Here is a 21,405-nt window from a genome sequence, read left to right as displayed (position 1 = left end):
GCCGCCACGCGCGTGCGCGTGGTGGAATAGAGCTCATGAAGTTCAACGTCCAGCGCGTGCTGACCCCCGCCTACCTGACCTCCGTGGCTCTCGTCGTGGTCGGAGTGGTCCTCGCCCTGGCCTACTACCCCGTCGCCGCGTGGCTGTTCGTGCTCCTGGGCCTGGGGCTCAACGCCGTGGCCGTGTCCGTGACGGCGATCAACGACGCCCCGCGCGCGCCCCGGGCCGCGGGGTCCCGCCGCCCGGGCCTGCCCGTCCGCCGCCCGCGCGCGTCCGACGACGCCCCGGCCCTCGGCGACCGTCCCGAGCCCGAGGCGCCGCTGCGCCGTCCGGCCGACCCCGAGGCCGAGACCGCGGAGAACCCCGTGGTCCCGCCCGCCGCGGGCTCCACCTCCCTGAGCTCGCGCGGCTGAGGCCGCCGGCACCGTGAGCCCGGCGCCGTGAGCCCCGCGCAGGCGTCCCCGGCGGACGCGGCCGGGCGCGTGCGCAGCGTCAACGCCGGGCGGCCCGAGCCGGACCCGGCCCGGCGCGGCCGGCCCACCGGCATCCACAAGCACCCCGTCGACGGCCCGGTCGCGCTGCGCGACCCGGGGCCCCGCGGCGGGGGTCCCGGCTCCGGGGTGCCCGCCGACTTCATCGGCGACGCCCGCCACCACGGCGGCCGCGACCAGGCCGTCTACGCGTTCGCGCGCGAGGAGCTGGACCACTGGGCGCGCGAGCTGGGCCGGGAGCTGCCCGACGGCAGCTTCGGGGAGAACCTCACCCTCGAGGGCTTCGCCGTCGACGACGCCCGCCTCGGCGACCGCTGGCGGGTCGGCACGGCGCTGCTGCAGGTCACCGACGCCCGCATCCCCTGCGGGACCTTCCGCGCGGCGATGCAGGTGCGCGGCTGGCTGCGGCGCTTCACCGAGCGCGGGTGCACGGGCGCCTATCTCCGGGTCCTCGAGCCCGGGACCGTGCGCGCCGGCGACCGGGTGGAGCTGGTGCACCGGGCCGGGCACCGCGTGGGCGTCCGGGACGCCTTCCGCGCGCAGACCACCGACCGGGGACGGCTGCCCGCGCTGCTCGCGGCGGGCCCGGACCTGCGCCCCGAGCTGCGGGCCGCGGCCGAGCGGGCCGTGGCCGAGCAGCCGCCGGCGAGCGGCCGGGACGGCTGAGCGGCCGGGCTCAGTTCAGGGCCGCGGCCCGGTAGACCTCCTGCACCTGCTCCGCCGAGAGGCGGGTCTCGATCACGGTGGTGCCCGCGGGGTCGTCGCGCAGGAACCGCACCGGCCCGTGCGCGCCGGCCTCCAGCCGCAGGGCGTCCCCGGCGTCGTAGACGGCCTCCACCACGGTGCTGAAGCGCTCGCCGCGCACGGGGGTCACCGACAGCTCGAGGCGCGCCCGGACGGGCCCCTCGGCCGGGGCGGGCCCGTCGTCGTCGGCCCCGGGCGTCCCCGGCGAGGCCGGGTCGCGGTCCGGGACGGGGGCCACGGTGACCTCGCGCACCACGCCCACGCCGTGGACCACCACGTCGGCGAGCCGGGTGCCCAGCCGCTGCTGGGCGGCGGCGAAGGCCCGCTTGAGCCGGGAGACCCACCACACGGCGGCCACGACGAGGACCACGGCGATCAGCACCAGGGGCAGGGCGGAGCCGCCGGCCGCGGCCCGCTGCCACAGCAGCACCACCACGAGCGCGGAGACCAGCGGGATCACCAGCAGCAGGGAGGTGCCGAGCCTCTCGCGCAGCCCGGGGCGGTCGCCGGCGGCCGGGGCCTCCGCCGAGCGCAGCCGCTGCAGCACCTGCCGGTCGAAGGCGCGGTCGTCGCCGGACAGGGGCTGGGGCCAGGTGCCGAGGGAGTCCATGCCCCCATTATGGGGCGGCCCCGGAACGGCCGTGCCGGGCCCCGGGGAGGGGCGGCCGCGGCGGGGTGTGCCGGGCCGCCCGCCGCGGCGTCGGGCGGGGCTCGTAGACTCCCGTCCATGACCGCAACCCGATGGCTGTCCCCCGAGGAGCGCGAGGCCTGGCTCGCGCTCGTCTCCATCATGTTCACGCTGCCCGGCAGCATCGAGGCGCAGCTGCAGGCGGAGGCGGACCTGAGCCTCGCCGAGTACCTCGTGCTCGCGATGCTCTCCGAGGCCCCGGACCGGCGCCGGCGGATGTCGGAGCTGGCCACCGTGACGAACACGTCGCAGTCGCGGCTGTCCCGGATCGTGGGGCGGCTGGAGCGGGACGGGCTCGTGGTGCGCACGGGGGACGCGAAGGACAAGCGCGTGGTGCTCGCCGAGATCACCGACCGGGGCCTGGGCAAGGTGGAGGAGGTGGCCCCGGGTCACGTCGAGCACGTCCGCCGGACGGTCATCGACCGGCTCACCCCCGAGCAGGTCCGCCAGCTCGCCCTCATCGGCCGGGTCGTGGACGACGCCGCGGACGTCTCCGTCCTGGGCACTGTGGGGACGGCCGACTGACCGACAATGAACTTTCTGTCACAACAGTTGAACAGGAAAGTATTTTTCGGGTAGGGTCGTGCCCATGAACACCACCACGACCGCCCCCGCGGCCCCCTCCCGTCCCGACCTTCGCCCCGGTGCCCGTCCCGAACCGGCGGCCACGACCCTCGGCCTGACCCTGCTGCGCGTCGTGCTCGGCACCACCTTCCTGCTGCACGGCTGGCAGAAGATCGACGAGTGGACCCTGGCCGGCACCCAGGCCGCCTTCGCCCAGATGGGCGTGCCCGCCGCCCAGGCCGCCGCCCCCGCCGTGGCCGTCCTCGAGCTGGCCGGCGGGATCCTGCTGCTCATCGGCCTCGGCACCCGCGTCGTCGCCGCCCTCCTGGCCCTCGTCATGCTCGGCGCCCTCGTCCTCGTCCACCTGCCCGCCGGGTTCTTCGCCGCCGACGGCGGGTTCGAGCTCGTCCTGCTGCTCGCCGCCGCCGCCGCGCTCTTCGCCCTGGCCGGCGCCGGGCGCTGGTCGGTCGACGCCGTCCTCGCCGCGCGCCGCCGCCGCGCCGCCTGAGCCCGCCCGCCGGGCCGCTGCCGCGCCGCCCCCGCTCCTGCCCACGGGCCCCGCGCGACCGGCGCGGGGCCCGTGGGCTTCCCGCGGCCGGCGCGCCGGCTCCCCGGGCGGGCACCGGCCCTGCTCCCGTCCGGCGTCGGCGCGGGAGCGTAGGATCGACCGGTGCGGCGCCCGCACCGGGCCCGCACCGGATCGAGCGCGGGCGACCCCCGCAGATCGGGGGTCCCGGATGAGCATGAACGGTTCCGCGCACATGGTCATGTGGCGCACCGTGCGCGGCCACGAGGTCAAGGACCGCCGGATCTCCCGCGAGACCCTCCGGCGCATCGTCGCCTTCGCGGGGCCGCACCGGAAGGCCCTGGGCGTCTTCCTGGTCCTCTCCGTCCTGCTGGCCGTCCTCGGCGTGGTCACCCCGATCCTGGCCGGGGACGTGGTCAACGCGATCACCGGCGGGCGGAGCGTGGCCACCGTGGTGTGGCTGGCGCTGGCCATCGCCGGGGTCGCCGTCGCGGACGCCGGGCTCGGTGTGCTCAACCGGCTGCTGTCCTCGCGGATCGGCGAGGGGCTCATCCTCGACCTGCGCACCGCCGTCTACGACCACGTCCAGCGGATGCCGGTCGCGTTCTTCACCCGCACCCGCACCGGGGCGCTGGTCTCCCGGCTGAACACGGACGTGATCGGCGCGCAGCGGGCCTTCTCCAACACCCTCTCCGGGGTGGTCAGCAACGTGGTCTCGCTGCTGCTGACCGTCGTCGTGATGGTCACCATCTCCTGGCAGGTCACGGTGCTGTCCCTGCTGCTGCTGCCCATCTTCCTCGTCCCGGCCCGGGCCATGGGCGGGCGCCTGGCCGCCCTGCAGCGGGAGGCGGCCCAGCACAACGCGTCCATGTCCACGCAGATGACCGAGCGCTTCTCGGCCGGCGGAGCGACCCTCGTGAAGCTCTTCGGCCGCCCCGAGGCCGAGTCCGCCGAGTTCGCCCGCCGCGCCGGGCGCGTGCGCGACATCGGGGTGCGCGTGGCGATGCTGCAGACGACCTTCGTCACGGCCCTGACCCTCGTCTCCGCCCTGGCCCTGGCCCTGGTCTACGGCCTCGGCGGCGCGCTGGCCCTCACCGGCAGCCTCGACGCCGGCGAGGTCGTGACGCTCGCGCTGCTGCTGACCCGCCTCTACACGCCCCTGACCATGCTCGCCAACGCCCGCATGGACATCATGAGCGCGGTCGTCAGCTTCGAGCGCGTCTTCGAGATCCTCGACCTCGTGCCCCTGATCCAGGAGCGCCCCGGAGCCCGGCCCCTGCCCGCGGGCCCCGTCTCCGTCGAGTTCGACGACGTGCGCTTCGCCTACCCCTCCGCCGAGGAGGTCTCGCTGGCCTCCCTCGAGGACGTCGCCGTGCTCGACGCCCGCGGCGGCGAGGAGGTCCTGCACGGGGTGAGCTTCACCGTGGAACCCGGCCGCACCGTCGCCCTGGTCGGCTCCTCCGGGGCCGGGAAGTCGACCGTCGCCCAGCTCGTCGCCCGGCTCTACGACGTCACCTCCGGCGCGGTGCGCCTGGGCGGTGTCGACGTCCGGGACACCACGTTCGCCTCCCTGCGGGAGACCATCGGCATGGTCACCCAGGACGGGCACCTCTTCCACGAGTCGATCCGTGAGAACCTCACCCTCGTGCGCCCCGAAGCCACCGACGAGCAGCTGTGGGACGCCCTCGCCCGCGCCCGGATGGACCACGTCATCCGGGCCCTGCCCGACGGCCTGGACACCGTGGTGGGGGAGCGCGGCTACCGGCTCTCCGGCGGCGAGCGCCAGCGCCTGACCATCGCCCGGCTGCTGCTCGCCGCCCCGCGGGTCGTCATCCTCGACGAGGCCACCTCCGCACTGGACTCCACGAACGAGGCCCACGTGCAGGCCGCCCTCGGCGAGGCGCTCGCCGGCCGCACCGCCCTGGTGATCGCCCACCGGCTCTCGACCGTGCGCTCTGCCGACGAGATCCTCGTGGTCGAGGCCGGGCGGATCGTCGAGCGCGGGCCGCACCCGCAGCTGCTGGCCGCGGGCGGGCGCTACGCCGAGCTGTACGAGACGCAGTTCGCCGACCAGGAGGCCTGACCCGTGCCGCTGCCCGCCGCCGTCCCGCCGCCCGGGGACCTCGCCGGGCGGCTGGGCATCGACGCCCCGCACGCCCTCGCGGTGGTGGCCTCCGCGGTGGGGATCTACCTGGCGTTCCTGGTCCTGGTGCGCCTGTTCGGCCAGCGGGTGCTGTCGGGGATGTCGACCTTCGACGTGGTGATCACCGTGATGCTCGGCGCGGTCGCCGGGCGCGTGGTGATCGGCCACCCGCCCACGCTGGCGGCCGGCGTGCTCGGGCTGAGCACCCTCTTCGTGCTCGAGGCGGCCTTCGGGCGCCTGCGCTCCGGGGTGCGCGGGGCCGCCGTGGTCAACGGACGGGCCCTGCTGCTGATGGCCGGCGCCGAGGTCCTCGAGGTCAACCTCCGCCGGGCGCACGTGGTGGAGGCGGAGCTGTTCGGGGCCCTGCGCCGGGCCGGGGTGCGCAGCCCCGAGGAGGTCGCCTGCGTGGTCTTCGAGCCATCGGGGGCGATCAGCGTCCTGCGCCGCGGGGTGCCGGTGGACCCCCGGCTCCTCGAGGGCGTGCGCGACGCCCACCGGGTCCCGGCGCACCTGCTGGCCCGCCCCGCGTGAGCCGCCGTCACTGCAGGGGCGGGCGCCGCGCGCCGTCGGCCAGGGCGTTGAGCTCGTAGGCCGTCCGCCCGTCGAGGCTCTCGCGGATGATGTCCGCGTGGCCCGCGTGCCGGGCGCACTCCTCGACGAGGTGCAGCGCCACCCACCGCAGGGGCCACGACTCGAGGTCCTCGGGGTGCCACGGTGCGTCCGGCACGGGGCGCGGGTTTCCGGGTCAGCGGCGCCGGGTGTGGGTCCAGAGGTCGCGCAGCAGGGCGACCTCGGCGCCGTGGTGGATCAGCTCGCGGTTGAGGTGCAGGAGCAGGGCCGGCATCGGCAGCTGCGCGTACGGTCCCTCCGCGGGACCGCACGGGCGCGCCAGGTCGGCGGGGATGAGCGAGTCCACCCCGGCGAGCCAGCGCTCGTACTCGCGGTCCAGCTGGGCGAGCGCCTCCGCGGCGGTGCCCGCATGGTCCCACTGCTGGTACGAGGCCGGCGGGCCGCTGAAGTGGCCGTGGCTGCGCACCGCCAGGATGTCCACGACCATGTGCGCCAGCCGCCAGGCGATGGTCGTGAACGGCGCGGGCACCGGCTCGGGAAGCGCGAAGTCCAGGACGAACTCCCCGGCACCCCGGCACCCCGGCCGCACCCGGAGCCGCCAGGGCCTCAGGGGCCCCGGAGGGTCAGGGCTTCGGCGACCAGAACCGGCGGTCGCGGTCCCACTGCACCGTGCCGTCGTGGGCCTTGCGGAACTCCTTGAGGACCTCCTGGTGGATGCCGGTGTGGCCGTTCTCCAGGGTGCGGACCCACTCGGGGCCGAAGGTCTCCGGGATCTCCTGGACCGCCTGGTCCTGGGAGAGCCGGCCCTCGGTGCGGATGCGCTCGAGCAGCCACGCGGCGATGTCCTGTGCGGTCGTCATGCTCCGAGCGTAGTCGTCCCGCGGGCGGCGGGGGTCCGCGGGCCGCCGGACCGGGGCGGGAGGCAACGGGCCGAGGACCCGGCGCCGGGACCGCGGAACCGCCCGAGGGTCCGCCCGCCTCACCGGTGTTCCGGGACCCGGACGCGGACCCGGTGCGCCGATCCCGTGCCCTGAGCCCACCCCGGTGCCCGTGCGCTGTGCCCGCGACCTGTGCCGGTGTCCGGTGCTCGTCCGGCGGGCGGAGCCGCCGGGCGAGCACTCTCCACCGCGCGGGGGACGCGCCGGGGCCGCCCTCCGTGCTTTGCTGAGGCACAGCAGTTCCGCACGCGCCGAGAAGGAGCACCCGCCATGACCACCCCTCCGCAGCACCCCGGGCAAGACCCCCGCGACCCGCAGGCCGGGGGCCCGCCGCGCTACGTCCCGCCGGCGGGCGGCGACCGGCACGGCGCCCCGCAGGCCCAGTACGGCGCCCCGCAGGGCCAGTACGGCGCTCCGCAGGGCCAGTACGGGCCCGGTCCCCACGGCGCCCAGGGGCCGGCCGCCGCCCCACCGCAGCTGAAGCGGCTGCTGTCCCTCACTCTCCTCTCGGCGGCGCTCTACGCGGTGAGCAGCATCGTCTCCCTGGTCGCGAGCAGCACGATGGACCTGACCTCGATGGCCGGCCGGATGGGGATGCCCGCGGAGCAGGCTCAGCAGGCGGAGGCGATGGCGGGGCAGTCGGCCGCCCTGAGCGTGGTCTCCGGGCTGGTGACGCTCGCGATCGCCCTGGGCCTGTACGCGCTGGTCTACGTCTTCGTGAAAAAGGGCCGGAACTGGGCGCGGATCCTCGGGGTGGTCCTGGCGTCCCTGAGCACGCTCAGCGTGCTCTTCGGCTTCCTGGGCTACTGGCTCTACGGCGGCTGGGGCTTCGTGCTGATGGCCGTGGGCGCGGCGTTCGTCGTGGTCAACGTCCTGTGGATCGTCACCGCCTTCCGCGCCCCGCTCAACCAGTGGTTCACCCGCCCGCAGCGCGCCTGGTGAGCCGGTCCCTGGGACGGGGTGCGGGCGCGCCGCTTCCCGGGGCGGTCCGCCGCCGCGCCGCCCCGGGTCAGGCCAGCCGCACCGTGGTGCGGGCGTCGGAGTCCCAGCGGCGCAGGCCCACCGCCCGCAGGGGCTCCGGCGGGGGCGCCAGCACCGCGAGCGCCTCGGCCACCTGCGCGGGGGAGAGCCGCCGCGCCAGGGTCACGTGCGGGGTCCACGCCCCGGGCACCGAGGTGCGCACCTGACCGGGGACGGGGTGCACGGCGGTGCACACGCGCCGGTGCAGCTCCAGCAGCTCGGGGGTGGTGACGAGCTGGCGCACGAGCACGTAGCCGCCGCGCCGCGGGCCGAACAGCAGCACCCCGGCGCTGACGAGGGGCAGGTCCACGAACCCTGCGGCGGCCGCGACCCGGTCGTCGACGCCCGGCACCGCCTCGGGGGCGAGGGAGGGGGCGGCCACGAGGGTGATGTGCGGGGCGTTCGAGGGGGAGCCGTGCCGGCCGGAGCTCGGCAGCCCGGCGGCCGTGAGCCGGTCCCAGTCGGCGCGCACGGCGGCGTCCCCGGCCTCGTCGAGGAGCAGTTCGAGACTGTGCACCGTCCACCTCCTGGGCACAGTGTACGGAGCCGACGGACAGGGGGCTGAGGGTGTCCGCCTATACTGGCCCGACGGCAACGGGAGGACCGCCATGACCGAGACCGCCATCCGCTTCGAGGGCGCCGGCAAGACGTACCCCGGCGGCACGGCCGCCGTGGAGGCCCTCGACCTCGAGATCCCGCGCGGCTCCCTGACCGTGTTCGTCGGCCCCTCGGGCTGCGGGAAGACGACCTCCCTGCGGATGATCAACCGCATGGTCGAGCCGACCTCCGGGCGCGTCGTCGTCGACGGCCGCGACGTCTCCTCGGTCCCCGCCCACGAGCTGCGCCGGTCCATGGGCTACGTCATGCAGCAGTCGGGCCTGATGCCGCACCGCACCGTGGTCGACAACGTCGCGACCGTGCCCCGGCTCACCGGTGTGCCGAAGCGGCGGGCGCGCGAGCGCGCCCGGGAGCTGCTGGCCACGGTCGGGCTCGACGAGCAGCTGGCGGAGCGCTACCCCGCCCAGCTCTCCGGCGGGCAGCAGCAGCGCGTGGGCGTGGCCCGGGCGCTCGCGGCCGACCCGCCGGTGCTGCTGATGGACGAGCCGTTCTCCGCGGTGGACCCGGTGGTGCGCCAGGACCTGCAGCGGGAGCTGCTGGACCTGCAGCAGCGCCTGCACCGCACGATCGTGTTCGTCACCCACGACATCGACGAGGCCGTGCTGCTGGGCAACCGGGTCGCGGTCTTCGCCACGGGCGGGCGCCTGGCCCAGTACGCGAGCCCGGAGGAGCTGCTGCGCGCCCCCGCCGACGACTTCGTGGCCGACTTCGTGGGCCGCGACCGCGGCTTCCGCTCCCTGACCTTCGACTCCGCCCGCGACATCCCCGTCCACCCGGTCGCCGTGGTGCGCCCGGACGGCAGCCCCGGGGTGATCGGCCCGGGCGGCGACGTCCCGGGGGGCTGGTCGCTGCGGGTCGACGACGACGGCGCCCCCCGCGGCTGGGTGCGCACCGGCGCCGAGGACGACCCCGTGGTCGGGGGCACCCTGCACCGGCCGGGCGGGTCGCTGCGCAGCGCCCTGGACGCCGCTCTGTCCTCGCCCTCGGGCCTGGCGGTCGTGGTGGACGAGGCCGGGCGGGCCGTGGGCGTGATGGACCCCGCCGAGATCGTCGCCGCCGTCGAGGACGCGCGGCTGGGCGGGCGGGCGCACCGATGAGCTGGACCGCGGCGAACTGGTCCCACGTCCTCGACCTCACGGGCATGCACGTCGTGCAGTCGGTGCTGCCCCTGCTCCTGGGGGCCCTGCTGTCGGTGCCGCTGGCCCGGGCGGCCGCCCGCAACCGGGTGTTGCGCCCCGTGGTGGTCAGCGGCTCGTCGCTGCTCTACACGATCCCCTCGCTGACCCTGTTCGTGGTGCTGCCCCTCGTGCTGGGCACGCAGATCACCTCGGTGGTCAACGTGATCGTGGCCCTGACGGTCTACGTCGTCGCGATCCTGGTGCGCTCCTCCGTGGACGCCTTCGAGTCGGTGGACCGCGACGTCCTGCAGGCCTCCACGGCGATGGGCTACCGGCCGCTGCGCCGGTTCCTGGGCGTGGAGCTGCCCCTGGCCGTGCCCGTTCTGGTCGCCGGGCTGCGGGTCGCCTCGGTCAGCAACATCTCCATGGTCAGCGTGGGCGCGGTCATCGGCATCCAGTCCCTGGGCACCCTGTTCACCGACGGGCTGCGCCGGTCGATCGTCGAGGAGATCGTGGTGGGCATCGTCCTGACCGTGCTCCTGGCCCTCGTGCTGGACCTGCTCCTGCGCGGCGCCGGGCACCTGCTGACCCCGTGGCAGCGGGCCGGGACGGCCCGGCCCCTGCCGCGCGTGCGGAGGGCCGCCGCGTGAGCCTCGTCGACGCCGCCCTCGCCTGGCTCACCGACCCGGACAGCTGGTCCGGGGCCGGCGGCATCCCCGCCCGGCTGGGCGAGCACCTGCTCTACAGCGGCCTGACCCTGCTGGCCGCCCTCGCCGTGGCCGTGCCGGTGGGCCTGTGGGTCGGGCACACGGGCCGCGGCAGCGGCGTCGTCGTCGGCCTGGCGGGCGCCCTGCGGGCGCTGCCCACGCTGGGGCTGCTGACGCTGTTCACGCTCCTGCTGGGGCTCGGCCTGGTCCCGCCGCTGCTGGCGCTCGTGCTGATGGCGATCCCGCCCGTGCTCACGAGCGCGTACGCCGGGGTCGCCAACGTCTCCCCGGCGCTCAAGGACGCCGGGGCTGCGATGGGCATGACCTCCCGGCAGGTGCTGACCCGGGTGGAGCTGCCCAACGCCCTGCCCGTCCTGCTCGGGGGGATCCGCAACGCCGCGCTGCAGGTCGTGGCCACCGTGACCGTGGTCGCCTACATCAACCTGGGCGGGCTCGGGCGCTACCTCATCGACGGCCTCGCCGTGCGCGACTACTCCCGGATGCTCGGGGCGGTGCTGCTCGTGGCGGTCCTGGCCCTGGCCGTCGACGCCGTGCTGGCACTGCTCCAGCGCCTGAGCACCTCCCCGGGGCTGCGCCTCGCGGCCTGACCCCCGCACCCGCCCTGCACCCCGACCGACGCACCCGACCGACGAGGAGAACCCCATGACCCACGCACCCGCCCGCCGCCGGCTCGCCCTGCCCGCCACGGCCGCCGCCCTCCTGCTCGGCCTGACCGCCTGCGGCAGCTCGGGCGAGGACCCGCTCTCCGGCGGCGAGCAGGGCACCGGCGCCGCCCAGGACACCGTGACGGTGGGCTCGGCGGACTTCCCCGAGAGCCAGGTCCTCGCCGAGCTCTACGCCGGGGCGCTGGACTCCGCCGGGATCGAGGCGGAGACGAGCCCCGGGATCGGCGCGCGGGAGGCCTACGTGACGGCGGTGCAGGACGGCTCCGTCGACGTGGTCCCCGACTACTCCGGCAACCTGCTGCTCTACGCGGACCCCGAGGCGACCGAGACCTCGGCCGAGGAGATCGTGCAGGCCCTGCCCGAGGCGCTCCCCGAGGGCCTCACCGTGCTCGAGCCCTCCTCGGCGGAGAACAAGGACGCCATGGTCGTCACGCCGGAGACGGCCGAGCGCTACGGGCTCACGAGCATCGCCGACATGGCCGAGGTCTGCGACGAGCTCGTGATCGCCGGCCCGCCCGAGTTCCGGGAGCGCCCGCAGGGCCTGAAGGGCCTCGAGGAGCACTACGGCTGCGTGCCCCGCTCCTTCGAGCCCATCAACGACGGCGGCGGGCCCCTGACCCTGCAGGCGCTGCTCGACGGGGACGTCGACGTCGCCGACATCTTCACGACGACGCCGTCCATCGCCGACCACGACCTCGTGGTCCTCGAGGACCCGGAGAACAACTTCATCGCCCAGCAGGTGCTCCCGCTGGCCGCCGAGGGCCGGCTCTCCCCTGAGGCCGAGGAGGCGCTGAACGAGCTCTCCGGCAAGCTCACCACCGAGGACCTCGTGGAGCTCAACCGCAAGGTCAGCGGCGAGCAGCAGATGAGCCCGGCCGACGCCGCCCAGGAGTGGCTCTCCGCCAACGGCTACTGAGCCGCTTCCCGCCCCGACGGGCCGGGAAGCGCACCGTGTCCACCGCGGTGCACAGCTTCTCCACACGTCGCCCCCGGACCCCGGTCCGGGGGCGACCGCCTTCCGACCTGGGGAAACGTCCTCCTTCCACGGGGTGGGCGGTGCTGTCCCCACCGTGGGTCCACACCTGTGGACAACGCTGTGCACAGCTGTGGAGGACGCCCGGGGAGCGTGGGCTGTGGGCGGGGCGCGGCGTCAGTATGCTGTGAGGCGGGCCCGCCCGCCGCCGATCCGGAACGGGGGTCCGAGACGATGTCAGGGCTCGGCGTCAAGGAGGATCTCGAGCGCGCAGACCGCCCGCCGCGGGTGGACGACCGAGGGAGCACCGTGCCGCACACCACCCCGTCCGGGATGCCCGGGCTCTCGCCCGAGAACCAGGCGCGCGTCGTCACGGCGTGCGTGCGCCAGCACACCGAGGACCGGTGGCCCACCGGCCCGGAGGGCGAGCAGTTCGCCCGCCGCTTCGAGGAGCACTTCCCGGCGCTGACGCTGCTGTTCGCCGAGGTCTACGGCACCCGCGAGGACTTCCTCGACCAGCTGGGCGAGCTCGCCCTGCTCATGGCCCGCTCCTGGGCCCGGCGCCCGGCCGACCTCAAGGCCCTCGACGCCCGCCGGGAGGAGGACCCGGCCTGGTTCACGTCCCGGCAGATGCTCGGCGGGGTCTGCTACGCCGACCGCTACGCGGGCGGGCTGCAGGGGATCCGCGAGCAGATCCCCTACTTCCGGGAGCTCGGCCTCACCTACCTGCACCTGATGCCCCTGTTCGAGGCGCCCGAGGGCAACTCGGACGGCGGCTACGCCGTCTCCTCGTACCGCCGCGTCGACCCGCGGATCGGGACCGTGGAGGAGCTCGCCGAGCTCGGCCGGGAGCTGCGCGAGCACGGGATCAGCCTGGTCCTCGACTTCGTCTTCAACCACACCTCGAACGAGCACGAGTGGGCCCGCCGCGCCGCCGCGGGGGAGCCCGCCTACGAGGACTACTACTGGATCTTCCCCGACCGCACCGTCCCGGAGCAGTTCGAGCGCACCACCCGCGAGATCTTCCCCGACGACCACCCCGGTTCGTTCACCCGGGTCGCGGCGACCGAGGACGACCCCCGGTGGGTGTGGAGCACGTTCTACTCGTTCCAGTGGGACCTCAACTACACCAACCCCGCCGTCTTCCGGGCCATGGCCGAGGAGATGCTCTTCCTCGCCGCCCAGGGCGTCGAGGTGCTGCGCATGGACGCCGTGGCGTTCATCTGGAAGCAGCTGGGCACCGCGTGCGAGTCCCTGCCGCAGGCCCACGTGCTGCTGCGCGCCTTCAACGCCGTGTGCCGCATCGCCGCGCCCTCGGTGCTGTTCAAGTCCGAGGCGATCGTCCACCCCGACGAGGTCGCCCGCTACATCGAGCCCGGCCAGTGCCAGCTCTCGTACAACCCGCTGCAGATGGCCCTGACCTGGGAGGCCATGGCCACCCGGGAGCCGAAGCTGCTCGCGCAGGCCCTCGCCGAGCGCCACGCCCTGCCCCCCGGCACGGCCTGGGTCGACTACGTGCGCGGCCACGACGACATCGGCTGGACGTTCTCCGACGAGGACGCCGCCCGGCTGGGGATCGACGGCCACGACCACCGCCGGTTCCTCAACGCCTTCTACACCGGACGGTTCCCGGGCAGCTTCGCCGACGGCGTGGCCTTCCAGGAGAACCCGCGCACCGGGGACTGCCGCGTGTGCGGGACCACCGCGTCCCTGCTGGGCCTCGCCGCCGAGCCGGGGCCCGCCGTGGACCGGATCCTGCTCGCCCACTCCGTGGCCATGTCCACCGGGGGCGTGCCCCTGCTCTACCTCGGGGACGAGGTCGGCCAGCTCAACGACCCCGACTGGGCCCGGGACCCCGCCCACGGCGGGGACGCCCGCTGGGTGCACCGGCCGCTGCGGCCCGCCGAGGGCTACGCGCGCCGCCACGACCTCTTCTCCGTGGAGGGCCGGATCTTCGGCGGGATCACCCGGATGGTCGAGGTCCGCCGGCAGTGCCCCGAGTTCGACGGCAACGCCCTCGAGCCCTTCGACGCGCGCAACCCCCACGTGCTCGGCTACCAGCGCCCCGGCACCAACACCGTGGTGCTGTGCCTGGCCAACTTCTCGGACTGGTCCCAGTTCGTCACCGGCGAGACCCTCTCCGGGTTCCTGCCCGAGGCGCTCGACCTGCACGGGGGCACCGAGCTGGACCTGCGCCACGGCATCCTGCTGGAGTCCCACGGCTTCCGGTGGGTGCGCGCGGTCCCGAGGCGCTGAGGCGTGGGCTCCCCGCCCGTGCCGGCCCGGGACCGGTCCCCCGGCACGGGGCTGATGCTCGTGCTCATGGCCACCATGGCCGTGGGGCCGCTGCTCACGCACAGCCTCTCCGCCATGAGTCCCCTGGTCATCGCCGACCTGGGCCTGAGCGAGTCGCAGTTCGGGCTGCTCGCCACCGTGACCTTCGCCGCCGCCGCGGTCACCGCCGTGCGGACCGGCCGCTGGGCGGACCGGCTGACCGCGCGCACCCTGCTCGTCGTGATCTTCGGCGGGGCCGCGGTCTCCATGCTGCTCGCCGTCGCCGCACCCGGCTACGCGGTGCTGCTCGTGGCCATGGTCGTCTCCGGGCTCGGGCAGGTGATGGCCAACCCCGCCACCAACCGCCTCATCCGCCTGCACGTGCCCGCCCCCCGGCGCGCGAGCTGGCTCGGGGTCAAGCAGGCCGGGGTGCAGGCCGCCCAGCTCGCCGCCGGGCTCGTCTTCCCGGCCCTCGGGCTGCTGCTGGGCTGGCGGCCCGCCGTCGCCCTCGCCGCCGCCCTCGTCGTGGTGCTGCTGCTCGCGGGCGTGCGGACGGTCCCCGACGGGAGCGCACCCCCGTACGGACGCGCGGGTCCCGGAGGGCCGGCCGCGGCCGACGGCCGCGCCGCCGGCGGTCGCACCGGCGCACAGGGCCCCGGCGCCCCGGCCGGCAGCGGTGCCCGGGCCGCGGGCGGGGGCGCCCCGGACCGGGACGTCCCCGCCCGGCGGCGCCGGCGCGCGGCCCGGCCGCCGATGCCCGGCGTCGTGCGGGCCTACGCCGCGGCCGCGGCGCTGACCGGGCTCGGAGCCCAGTCCGCCAACGTCTACCTGCCCCTCTACGCCCACCGGGAGCTGGGCCTGGACGTGGTCGCCGCCGGGGCCACGGTCTCGGTCGCGGCGCTGCTGGGCATCGCGTCCCGGGTCGTGTGGGCCCGCGTGATGGACCGGCCGGGCACGGACGGGTTCGTGCTGCTGGTCGTGATGGCCCTCGGCGCCGCCGGCAGTGCGGCGCTGCTCGTCGTCGCACCCCTGCACCCGTCCCTGACCTGGACGGTGTGGCCGGCGGCGGTCCTGCACGGGGCGGCGGCGCTCGCGGTGAGCGTCGTCGTGATGTCCGGGACGATGCGCGCGGTGCCCGCCGAGCGGCTGGGGGCCGCGACCGGGGTGGTGACCATGGGCCTCTACGCAGGGTTCTGCACCGGCCCCCTGCTCACGGGCGGACTGCTCCAGCTCACGGGCTCCTTCGGCACCGGCTGGACCGTGGTGCTCGCCTGCTACCTCGCGTGCGCGCTCCTGGCGGCGCTGGCCCGCCGGCGCGCCCGCGCCTGAGGTCCGGTCCGCGCGGCCCCGTCCCGCCCGCTGCCGTCCCGCTCGATCCTGTCCCCCAACCGGTGGACAACGGCGTCCGACCCTCGCCGGGCCCGGCCCCCGGGGTCGCAGCAGCGGCCCGGGAAAGCCGTCGCGGTCCGCTCCGTCCACCGGTTGTCCACAGCAGTCGTCCACAGCGTGGACAACTTCCACCGGTGGGATTTCCCCGGAAAGGACGGCCGTGACCCCGTCCTGACCTGCGGCAGCGGCTCCCGGCTCCGCGCCGGGGAGCTCGTGGTCCCGTTCTGCACAGCGCCGTCCACACCTGTGGACAACGTTCTCCACCGGGTGTGCACGCAGGATCCGGCCCCTGGGACGTCCGCCCTCCCCGGTACAGTGGGGGTGTGCGCATGCAAACACGTCTCCCCGTGCGCACGCCCCACCGCGCGCGGTGGCCGATCCGGGCGGGAGGCGTGGAGGATCCCATGGCGCGCCGTTCCACGACGTTCCGGCTGTCGCACAGCACGCTCGTCGCGGCCGAGCCCTCCCTCGTGGAGCGGTTCGTGCTCGACCCGGGGTGCTTCGCCGCCTGGCGCCGGGGCGTGCGCGGCGAGGTGCAGACCAGCACCCCGGTGCTCCAGCTGGGGACGTCGATCGAGTTCCTCGGAGGCTTCGGTCCCCTGCGCTTCCCCTACGTCACCATCGTCTCCGACCACGTGCCCGGCGAGCTCCTCGCGCTGCGCACCACGCGCGGGCTCGTCGACCTGGACGTGGTGACCCGCTGGCGCGCCGTCGACGGCGGCACCCTGGTGGAGGCCCACCTCGACGGCCGGTGCACGGCCGCGAAGGCGCGGCTGCTGCCCTTCGTCCGCGCCGCGATCGACCGGGACAACCAGCTCGACCTCGCGACGCTCAAGCGGCTGCTCGAGACCGGGGACTTCCGCTTCACCGTGCCGTCCCACCTCACCCCGCACCCGCCGCGCTGCACCCTGGAGAACCCCCCGGACTTCGTCTGAGGCGGCGCGTCCCGCGCCCCGCCCGGCCCGGCTCCGTACGCTGGTGGCGGAACCTCCTTGACCCCCCGCGCGCGGGCGGCCGAGGGTGGGACTACACGACAGCAAGCGAAAGGACTCTCCTGTGGCCGAGAAGTACACCCTTCCCGATCTGCCCTACGACTACGCGGCGCTCGAGCCCCACATCTCCGCGAAGATCATGGAGCTGCACCACGACAAGCACCACGCCACCTACGTGGCCGGCGCGAACACGGCGCTCGAGAAGATGGCGGAGGCCCGTGCCAAGGGCGACGCCGCCGCCGCGGCCAAGCTGTCCAAGGACCTCCAGTTCAACCTGGGCGGGCACGTCAACCACTCCATCTTCTGGAACAACCTCTCCCCGGAGGGCGGCGACAAGCCGACCGGCGAGCTCGCCGCGGCCATCGACGACCACTTCGGCTCCTTCGACGCCTTCCGCGAGCACTTCACCGCCGCGGCCACCACGATCCAGGGCTCCGGCTGGGCGATCCTCGCCTACGAGCCGATCGGCGGCAACCTCGTCATCGAGCAGATGTACGACCAGCAGAACGGCGTCCCGGTCGCGACCCTCCCGCTGCTGCAGCTGGACATGTGGGAGCACGCCTTCTACCTCGACTACCAGAACGTCAAGGCCGACTACGTCAAGGCCTTCTGGAACATCGTGAACTGGGCCGACGTCCAGCAGCGCTTCGAGAAGGCGCGCACGGGCGGGGCCTCCCTGGTCTGAGCCGCCCCGCCGGCGCCCGCGCGCCGGCACCGTGCCGGGACCCCCGGGCCGCAGCGGCCCGGGGGTCCCGGCACGTCCGGGTCCCGGCACGTCCGGGAGCCTGCTCCCGGGGCCCGCGGCCGCCCCGGGGACAGGGCCGCGGGGACAGGGCCGCGGGTGTCCACGTAACGTGGATGTTTCCTGGGTCGGGGATACTGTCCGGGACCGTGCAGGCCCTCAACGACGAGAGCAGAGGAACGCCCATGAGCACCCAGGACCAGCAGCCCGCCCCGATCACGTCCGAGGAGATCTTCGCCGCCCACGAGGGCGGGAAGCTCTCGGTGGTCTCGAAGTCCCCGCTGGCCACCCGCCGGGACCTGTCCATCGCCTACACCCCCGGTGTCGCCGAGGTTTCCCGGGCGGTGGCCGCGGACCCGGCGAAGGCGCACACCCACACCTGGGCGGGCCGGCTGGTGGCGGTGGTCTCCGACGGCTCGGCCGTGCTGGGCCTGGGCGACATCGGCCCGGCCGCGTCCCTGCCGGTGATGGAGGGCAAGGCCGCGCTGTTCAAGGAGTTCGGCGGGCTGGACTCGATCCCGATCGTGCTCGACACCCAGGACGTGGACGAGATCGTGCGCACCGTGAAGCTGCTGCGCCCGTCCTTCGGGGCGGTGAACCTCGAGGACATCGCCGCCCCGCGCTGCTTCGAGATCGAGGCGCGCCTGATCGAGGAGCTCGACATCCCGGTGATGCACGACGACCAGCACGGCACCGCCGTGGTCGTGCTGGCCGCCCTGCTCAACGCCGCCGCACTGGTGGGCAAGGACCTGGCGGGGCTGAAGGTCGTGATCGCCGGGGCCGGGGCGGCCGGGATCGCGATCACCGAGATCCTGCTGGCCCAGGGCATCGAGGACGTGGTGCTGATGGACTCCCGCGGGATCGTCTCGCGGGAGCGCGACGACCTCAACGAGATCAAGGCCGGCTACGCGGCCCGGACCAACCCGCGCGGGCTGATCGGCGGTCCGAAGGACGCCCTGCAGGGCGCGGACGTGTTCGTGGGGGTCTCGGGCGGGAAGATCCCCGAGGAGCACCTCACCGAGCTGGCCGAGGACGCGATCGTGTTCGCCCTGGCCAACCCGGATCCGGAGATCATGCCGGACGTCGCGGCGAAGTACGCCTCCGTGGTGGCCACGGGCCGGTCGGACTTCCCGAACCAGATCAACAACGTCCTGGCCTTCCCCGGGATCTTCCGCGGGGCCCTGGACGCCGGGGCCCGGCGGATCACCGCGGCGATGAAGCTGGCGGCCGCGAAGGCGATCGCGGCGATCGCCGAGCAGGACGGGCTGGCGCCCGGGCACATCGTGCCCTCGGCCCTGGACCCCCGCGTCGCCCCGGCCGTGGCGGAGGCCGTGGCCGCCGCCGCCCAGGAGACCGGGACCGCCCAGGGGGCCGCGACCGCTTGAGTCCTCCGGCAGCGGAGGCCTCCTCCTCCGAGTGACCGCGTCCGTGTCGAGTGACCACACCACGGTATGGTCACTCGACGCGGACGTGGTCACCGGCTGCGGTCCGCGGTCACCGGCCTGCCGGCGACCGCGGGGCCCGGATCAGGCGTAGAAGCGGTTGAGGAACGTGGCGACGACGGCGGGGCGCTCCTCGCCCTCGATCTCGATCGTGGCGTCGGCCACGAGGTGCAGGCCGCTGCCCTTGACCTCCTGCACGTCGGTGATCGTCACCGTCATGCGGATGCGGGCGCCGACCTTCACCGGGGAGGTGAAGCGGACCTTGTCGAGGCCGTAGTTGACCTTGGTCCGCACCCCGGTGACGTCGAAGAGCTCGGACCACATGGGGATGAGCAGGGACAGGGTGAGGAAGCCGTGGGCGATGGGCGCGCCGAAGGGCCCCTCCGCGGCCCGCTCGGGGTCCACGTGGATCCACTGGTGGTCGTCGGTGGCGTCGGCGAAGGTGTTCACCTGCTCCTGGGTGACCTCCCGCCAGGCGGAGTGGCCGAGGTCGGTGCCGATCAGGTCCTTGACCTCGTCGAAGGCGACGACGGTGCGGGCCTGGGTCTGTGCTGCGCTCATGGTGCTGTCCTCCGTGGTGTGTGGGGTCTGGGTGTCGTGGGCGCTCGTGGGGCCCCGCCGGGATCCGGGGCGGCTCAGACGAACGCGCTGGTGCCGGTGACCGAGCGGCCGACCACGAGCGCGTTGATCTCGTGGGTGCCCTCGTAGGAGTAGACGGCCTCGGCGTCGGCGTGGAAGCGGGCGACGTCGGTGGCCAGGGTGATGCCGTTGCCGCCCACGACCTCGCGGGCCAGGGCGACGGTCTCGCGCATGTGCAGGCTGATCCACATCTTCGCGAGGGCCGAGTCCTCGTCCCGGTAGATCCCGTCCTGCTGCCGCTCGGCCAGCGCGGCGACCGTGGTCAGGGACGCGGTGACGTTGCCCAGCATGCGGGCCAGCTTCTCCTGGACCAGCTGGAAGCCGCCGAGCGGGCGGCCGAACTGCTCCCGGGAGCGCACGTAGCGCAGGGCGGCCTCGTAGGCGCCGGCCTGGACACCGGTGGCGATCCAGGCGACGTCGGAGCGCATGGCCCGCAGCATCGCGGCGACGTCCTTGAAGGAGTCCACGGCGCCCAGCCGCATGGACTCGGGCACGCGCACGGCGTCGAGGTGGATGTCGGCGTTCTGCATCATCCGCAGGGAGGTCTTGCCGTGGATCTTCTCCAGCCGCACCCCGGGGGCCTGCCGGTCCACGAGGAAGCCCTTGACCTGCCCGTCGGCCTCGTCCCGGGCGAACACGGCGAGCACGTCGGCGGTGAACGCCCCGCCGATCCAGCGCTTGGCGCCGGTGAGCACCCACTCCTCGCCCTCGCGGCGGGCCGTGGTGGCGAGACCGCCGGCGATGTCGGAGCCGTGGTCCGGCTCGGTCAGGCAGAACACGCCGGTGAGGTCGAAGGAGCGGATCGCCGGGTCCCACGCGGCGAACTGCTCCGGGGTCCCGCCCACGCGGCAGGCCGTGCGGAACAGGCCCGCCTGGGCGGTGTAGAAGGTGGCCACGGAGGCGTCCGTGCGGGCCAGCTCGAAGATCCGGAACCCGTGGTAGAGCGCCCGCGGCTGTGCGCCGCCGGCGGTGAGCTCGGGCGGGTCCATGAGCCGCAGGGCGTGCAGGGAGGGGGCGATCGCGTACGGGAACTCCCCGGCCTCCCAGTGCTCGGCCAGCAGCGGCCGGACCTCGTCCTCGAGCACCCGCCGCAGCCGGCGCAGGGGGGCCTTCTCCGCCTCGGTGAGCCGGTCCTCGATCCCGTAGGGGTCGCAGTCGGGGTAGAGCCGCCCGGTCGCGGCCTCGGCGGCCTCCCCGGCGGCGAGCTCCGCGGGGGCGCTCACGCCCGCGCCCCGTCCAGGCCGAGCAGGCGCACCGCGTTGTGCTTGAGGATCTTCGGGCGGACCTCGTCGGTGAAGGACTGCTGCTCGAAGGCGCCCAGCCACTTCTGCGGGGTGATCAGCGGGTAGTCGGTGCCGAAGAGGACCTTGTCCTGCAGCATCCGGTTCGAGGCCTTGACCAGGGACTCGGGGAAGTACTTCGGCGACCAGCCGGAGAGGTCGATCCACACGTTGGCCTTGTGCGTGGCGATCGAGTTGGCCTCCTCCTGCCACGGCACCGAGGGGTGGGCCATGATGACCTGCAGCTCGGGGAAGTCCGCGGCCACGGCGTCGAGCAGCAGCGGGTTGGAGTAGGCGAGCTTGATGCCGCCGCCGCCGGGGAGGCCGGCGCCCATGCCGTTCTGCCCGGTGTGGAACAGGGCGGGCACGCCGAGGGCCTGGATCGCCTCGTAGATCGGGTAGAACTGCTGGTCCGAGGGGTCGAAGTTCTGCAGCGAGGGGTGGAACTTGAAGCCCTTGACCCCGTGGCCCTCGACGAGCTCCTTGACCCGCTCCACCGCGCGGGCGCCCTGGAGCGGGTCCACGGAGCCGAAGGGGATCAGCACGTCGTTGTTGCGCGCCGCCCCCGCGGCGATCTCCTCGATCGAGTTGGGCTCGTGGCCCAGGGCGGTGGTGGCGTCCACGGTGAACACGACGGCGGCCATCCGCCACTGCCGGTAGCGCTCGGCGATGGTGTCCAGGGAGGGGGAGCGGTCCTCGGCCTTGAAGTACTTGGCCGAGGCCTCGGTGAGGGTCGCGGGCAGGGACGGGTGCCCGTGGTCGGAGCACTCGATGTGCACGTGCATGTCGATCGCGTCCAGGGACGCCAGGTCGAGTCCGTAGTCGTAGGCCATCTCGGGGGTCCTCCGGGTCTCGTGGGGC

Annotated in this window: 24 protein-coding genes; 16 read left to right on the top strand and 8 right to left on the bottom strand. The window is 74.7% G+C overall.

The window, feature by feature from the left end; genetic code table 11:
• The first annotated feature begins 35 nt into the window (after nucleotides 1–35).
• Both LQU92_RS03765 and LQU92_RS03760 read left to right on the top strand, forming a co-directional pair.
• Nucleotides 36–413, top strand: a complete 378-nt coding sequence (locus LQU92_RS03765) for a hypothetical protein (protein ID WP_230661209.1) — start codon at nucleotides 36–38, stop codon at nucleotides 411–413.
• A gap of 27 nt (nucleotides 414–440) precedes the next feature.
• Complete coding sequence (locus LQU92_RS03760; protein ID WP_230661206.1) at nucleotides 441–1,157, top strand: MOSC domain-containing protein; 717 nt, start codon at nucleotides 441–443, stop codon at nucleotides 1,155–1,157.
• Between the two features lie 10 nt (nucleotides 1,158–1,167).
• On the opposite strand, the gene LQU92_RS03755 is transcribed toward LQU92_RS03760, so the two are convergent.
• Nucleotides 1,168–1,845 carry a hypothetical protein gene (locus tag LQU92_RS03755; protein ID WP_230661203.1) on the bottom strand — a complete coding sequence of 226 codons (678 nt, stop codon included), beginning with the start codon at nucleotides 1,843–1,845 and terminating at the stop codon, nucleotides 1,168–1,170.
• 117 nt (nucleotides 1,846–1,962) lie between these two features.
• Here LQU92_RS03755 and LQU92_RS03750 point away from each other — a divergent pair, with 117 nt between their 5' ends.
• The 4 genes from LQU92_RS03750 to LQU92_RS03735 all read left to right on the top strand — a co-directional run bounded on the left by LQU92_RS03750 (nucleotide 1,963) and on the right by LQU92_RS03735 (nucleotide 5,687).
• Nucleotides 1,963–2,448, top strand: coding sequence for a MarR family winged helix-turn-helix transcriptional regulator (locus LQU92_RS03750; protein ID WP_058857541.1), 486 nt, complete (start codon nucleotides 1,963–1,965; stop codon nucleotides 2,446–2,448).
• 64 nt (nucleotides 2,449–2,512) lie between these two features.
• A complete protein-coding gene (locus LQU92_RS03745) occupies nucleotides 2,513–2,995 on the top strand; it encodes a DoxX family protein (protein WP_255667069.1) in 483 nt (160 codons plus the stop codon).
• A 253-nt stretch (nucleotides 2,996–3,248) separates the two neighbouring features.
• Nucleotides 3,249–5,096 carry an ABC transporter ATP-binding protein gene (locus tag LQU92_RS03740; protein WP_230778654.1) on the top strand — a complete coding sequence of 616 codons (1,848 nt, stop codon included), beginning with the start codon at nucleotides 3,249–3,251 and terminating at the stop codon, nucleotides 5,094–5,096.
• A 3-nt stretch (nucleotides 5,097–5,099) separates the two neighbouring features.
• Nucleotides 5,100–5,687, top strand: coding sequence for a YetF domain-containing protein (locus LQU92_RS03735; protein WP_308071576.1), 588 nt, complete (start codon nucleotides 5,100–5,102; stop codon nucleotides 5,685–5,687).
• A 7-nt stretch (nucleotides 5,688–5,694) separates the two neighbouring features.
• Here LQU92_RS03735 and LQU92_RS03730 read toward each other — a convergent pair whose 3' ends face one another.
• The 3 genes from LQU92_RS03730 to LQU92_RS03720 form a co-directional block, all read right to left on the bottom strand.
• On the bottom strand, nucleotides 5,695–5,883 hold the full coding sequence (locus tag LQU92_RS03730; RefSeq protein ID WP_308071575.1) for a DUF664 domain-containing protein: 189 nt from the start codon (nucleotides 5,881–5,883) through the stop codon (nucleotides 5,695–5,697).
• A gap of 18 nt (nucleotides 5,884–5,901) precedes the next feature.
• Nucleotides 5,902–6,255, bottom strand: coding sequence for a DinB family protein (locus LQU92_RS03725; protein ID WP_230661197.1), 354 nt, complete (start codon nucleotides 6,253–6,255; stop codon nucleotides 5,902–5,904).
• A 94-nt stretch (nucleotides 6,256–6,349) separates the two neighbouring features.
• Complete coding sequence (locus LQU92_RS03720; protein WP_058857539.1) at nucleotides 6,350–6,586, bottom strand: hypothetical protein; 237 nt, start codon at nucleotides 6,584–6,586, stop codon at nucleotides 6,350–6,352.
• Nucleotides 6,587–6,934: 348 nt separating this feature from the next.
• Between LQU92_RS03720 and LQU92_RS03715 the strand changes: the two genes are divergently transcribed.
• On the top strand, nucleotides 6,935–7,606 hold the full coding sequence (locus LQU92_RS03715; RefSeq protein ID WP_058857538.1) for a proline-rich domain-containing protein: 672 nt from the start codon (nucleotides 6,935–6,937) through the stop codon (nucleotides 7,604–7,606).
• 67 nt (nucleotides 7,607–7,673) lie between these two features.
• Here LQU92_RS03715 and LQU92_RS03710 read toward each other — a convergent pair whose 3' ends face one another.
• Nucleotides 7,674–8,201: a 2'-5' RNA ligase family protein gene (locus LQU92_RS03710; RefSeq protein WP_058857537.1), complete on the bottom strand. Its 528-nt coding sequence runs from the start codon at nucleotides 8,199–8,201 to the stop codon at nucleotides 7,674–7,676.
• Nucleotides 8,202–8,292: 91 nt separating this feature from the next.
• Here LQU92_RS03710 and LQU92_RS03705 point away from each other — a divergent pair, with 91 nt between their 5' ends.
• The 9 genes from LQU92_RS03705 to LQU92_RS03665 all read left to right on the top strand — a co-directional run bounded on the left by LQU92_RS03705 (nucleotide 8,293) and on the right by LQU92_RS03665 (nucleotide 18,568).
• A complete protein-coding gene (locus tag LQU92_RS03705; protein ID WP_230661193.1) occupies nucleotides 8,293–9,399 on the top strand; it encodes an ABC transporter ATP-binding protein in 1,107 nt (368 codons plus the stop codon).
• Nucleotides 9,396–10,070, top strand: coding sequence for an ABC transporter permease (locus LQU92_RS03700; protein ID WP_058857535.1), 675 nt, complete (start codon nucleotides 9,396–9,398; stop codon nucleotides 10,068–10,070). Before LQU92_RS03705 ends, LQU92_RS03700 begins: the two co-directional genes overlap by 4 nt.
• The gene (locus LQU92_RS03695) at nucleotides 10,067–10,735 is read left to right on the top strand and encodes an ABC transporter permease (RefSeq protein WP_058859684.1); all 669 of its coding nucleotides are present in this window, start codon (nucleotides 10,067–10,069) and stop codon (nucleotides 10,733–10,735) included. Before LQU92_RS03700 ends, LQU92_RS03695 begins: the two co-directional genes overlap by 4 nt.
• Nucleotides 10,736–10,790: 55 nt before the next feature.
• A complete protein-coding gene (locus tag LQU92_RS03690; protein ID WP_112254977.1) occupies nucleotides 10,791–11,729 on the top strand; it encodes an ABC transporter substrate-binding protein in 939 nt (312 codons plus the stop codon).
• 390 nt (nucleotides 11,730–12,119) lie between these two features.
• Entirely contained in the window at nucleotides 12,120–14,042 is a 1,923-nt protein-coding gene (locus tag LQU92_RS03685; protein ID WP_255667112.1) for an amylosucrase, read from the top strand.
• Nucleotides 14,043–14,045: 3 nt separating this feature from the next.
• A complete protein-coding gene (locus tag LQU92_RS03680) occupies nucleotides 14,046–15,389 on the top strand; it encodes an MFS transporter (protein ID WP_230661182.1) in 1,344 nt (447 codons plus the stop codon).
• A gap of 464 nt (nucleotides 15,390–15,853) precedes the next feature.
• Nucleotides 15,854–16,384: an SRPBCC family protein gene (locus LQU92_RS03675; RefSeq protein ID WP_101851299.1), complete on the top strand. Its 531-nt coding sequence runs from the start codon at nucleotides 15,854–15,856 to the stop codon at nucleotides 16,382–16,384.
• A gap of 121 nt (nucleotides 16,385–16,505) precedes the next feature.
• Complete coding sequence (locus LQU92_RS03670; RefSeq protein WP_101851300.1) at nucleotides 16,506–17,126, top strand: superoxide dismutase; 621 nt, start codon at nucleotides 16,506–16,508, stop codon at nucleotides 17,124–17,126.
• Between the two features lie 242 nt (nucleotides 17,127–17,368).
• Complete coding sequence (locus LQU92_RS03665) at nucleotides 17,369–18,568, top strand: NADP-dependent malic enzyme (protein WP_230661179.1); 1,200 nt, start codon at nucleotides 17,369–17,371, stop codon at nucleotides 18,566–18,568.
• Nucleotides 18,569–18,709: 141 nt separating this feature from the next.
• Here LQU92_RS03665 and LQU92_RS03660 read toward each other — a convergent pair whose 3' ends face one another.
• The 3 genes from LQU92_RS03660 to LQU92_RS03650 all read right to left on the bottom strand — a co-directional run bounded on the left by LQU92_RS03660 (nucleotide 18,710) and on the right by LQU92_RS03650 (nucleotide 21,377).
• Nucleotides 18,710–19,186: a MaoC family dehydratase gene (locus tag LQU92_RS03660; protein ID WP_058857529.1), complete on the bottom strand. Its 477-nt coding sequence runs from the start codon at nucleotides 19,184–19,186 to the stop codon at nucleotides 18,710–18,712.
• A 74-nt stretch (nucleotides 19,187–19,260) separates the two neighbouring features.
• Complete coding sequence (locus tag LQU92_RS03655; RefSeq protein WP_230661176.1) at nucleotides 19,261–20,487, bottom strand: acyl-CoA dehydrogenase family protein; 1,227 nt, start codon at nucleotides 20,485–20,487, stop codon at nucleotides 19,261–19,263.
• On the bottom strand, nucleotides 20,484–21,377 hold the full coding sequence (locus LQU92_RS03650) for an amidohydrolase family protein (RefSeq protein ID WP_230661168.1): 894 nt from the start codon (nucleotides 21,375–21,377) through the stop codon (nucleotides 20,484–20,486). Before LQU92_RS03650 ends, LQU92_RS03655 begins: the two co-directional genes overlap by 4 nt.
• Between the last annotated feature and the right edge of the window lie 28 nt (nucleotides 21,378–21,405).

Origin of the sequence: Kocuria sp. LUK (assembly GCF_021012935.1) — a bacterium.
Classification (GTDB): Bacteria; Actinomycetota; Actinomycetes; order Actinomycetales; family Micrococcaceae; genus Kocuria; species Kocuria flava.
Note: the sequence above shows the minus strand (reverse complement) of the source record. Positions and strands in the feature narration are given on the sequence as shown.

Excerpts from the sequence above, each read along its gene's own strand:
- LQU92_RS03765 (WP_230661209.1), top strand. The coding sequence starts at position 36 with ATGAAGTTCAACGTCCAGCGCGTGCTGACCCCCGCCTACCTGACCTCC.
- LQU92_RS03755 (WP_230661203.1), bottom strand. The coding sequence starts at position 1,845 with ATGGACTCCCTCGGCACCTGGCCCCAGCCCCTGTCCGGCGACGACCGC.
- LQU92_RS03750 (WP_058857541.1), top strand. The coding sequence starts at position 1,963 with ATGACCGCAACCCGATGGCTGTCCCCCGAGGAGCGCGAGGCCTGGCTC.
- LQU92_RS03745 (WP_255667069.1), top strand. The coding sequence starts at position 2,513 with ATGAACACCACCACGACCGCCCCCGCGGCCCCCTCCCGTCCCGACCTT.
- LQU92_RS03740 (WP_230778654.1), top strand. The coding sequence starts at position 3,249 with ATGGTCATGTGGCGCACCGTGCGCGGCCACGAGGTCAAGGACCGCCGG.
- LQU92_RS03720 (WP_058857539.1), bottom strand. The coding sequence starts at position 6,586 with ATGACGACCGCACAGGACATCGCCGCGTGGCTGCTCGAGCGCATCCGC.
- LQU92_RS03715 (WP_058857538.1), top strand. The coding sequence starts at position 6,935 with ATGACCACCCCTCCGCAGCACCCCGGGCAAGACCCCCGCGACCCGCAG.
- LQU92_RS03705 (WP_230661193.1), top strand. The coding sequence starts at position 8,293 with ATGACCGAGACCGCCATCCGCTTCGAGGGCGCCGGCAAGACGTACCCC.
- LQU92_RS03700 (WP_058857535.1), top strand. The coding sequence starts at position 9,396 with ATGAGCTGGACCGCGGCGAACTGGTCCCACGTCCTCGACCTCACGGGC.
- LQU92_RS03690 (WP_112254977.1), top strand. The coding sequence starts at position 10,791 with ATGACCCACGCACCCGCCCGCCGCCGGCTCGCCCTGCCCGCCACGGCC.
- LQU92_RS03685 (WP_255667112.1), top strand. The coding sequence starts at position 12,120 with ATGCCCGGGCTCTCGCCCGAGAACCAGGCGCGCGTCGTCACGGCGTGC.
- LQU92_RS03675 (WP_101851299.1), top strand. The coding sequence starts at position 15,854 with ATGGCGCGCCGTTCCACGACGTTCCGGCTGTCGCACAGCACGCTCGTC.
- LQU92_RS03665 (WP_230661179.1), top strand. The coding sequence starts at position 17,369 with ATGAGCACCCAGGACCAGCAGCCCGCCCCGATCACGTCCGAGGAGATC.
- LQU92_RS03660 (WP_058857529.1), bottom strand. The coding sequence starts at position 19,186 with ATGAGCGCAGCACAGACCCAGGCCCGCACCGTCGTCGCCTTCGACGAG.
- LQU92_RS03650 (WP_230661168.1), bottom strand. The coding sequence starts at position 21,377 with ATGGCCTACGACTACGGACTCGACCTGGCGTCCCTGGACGCGATCGAC.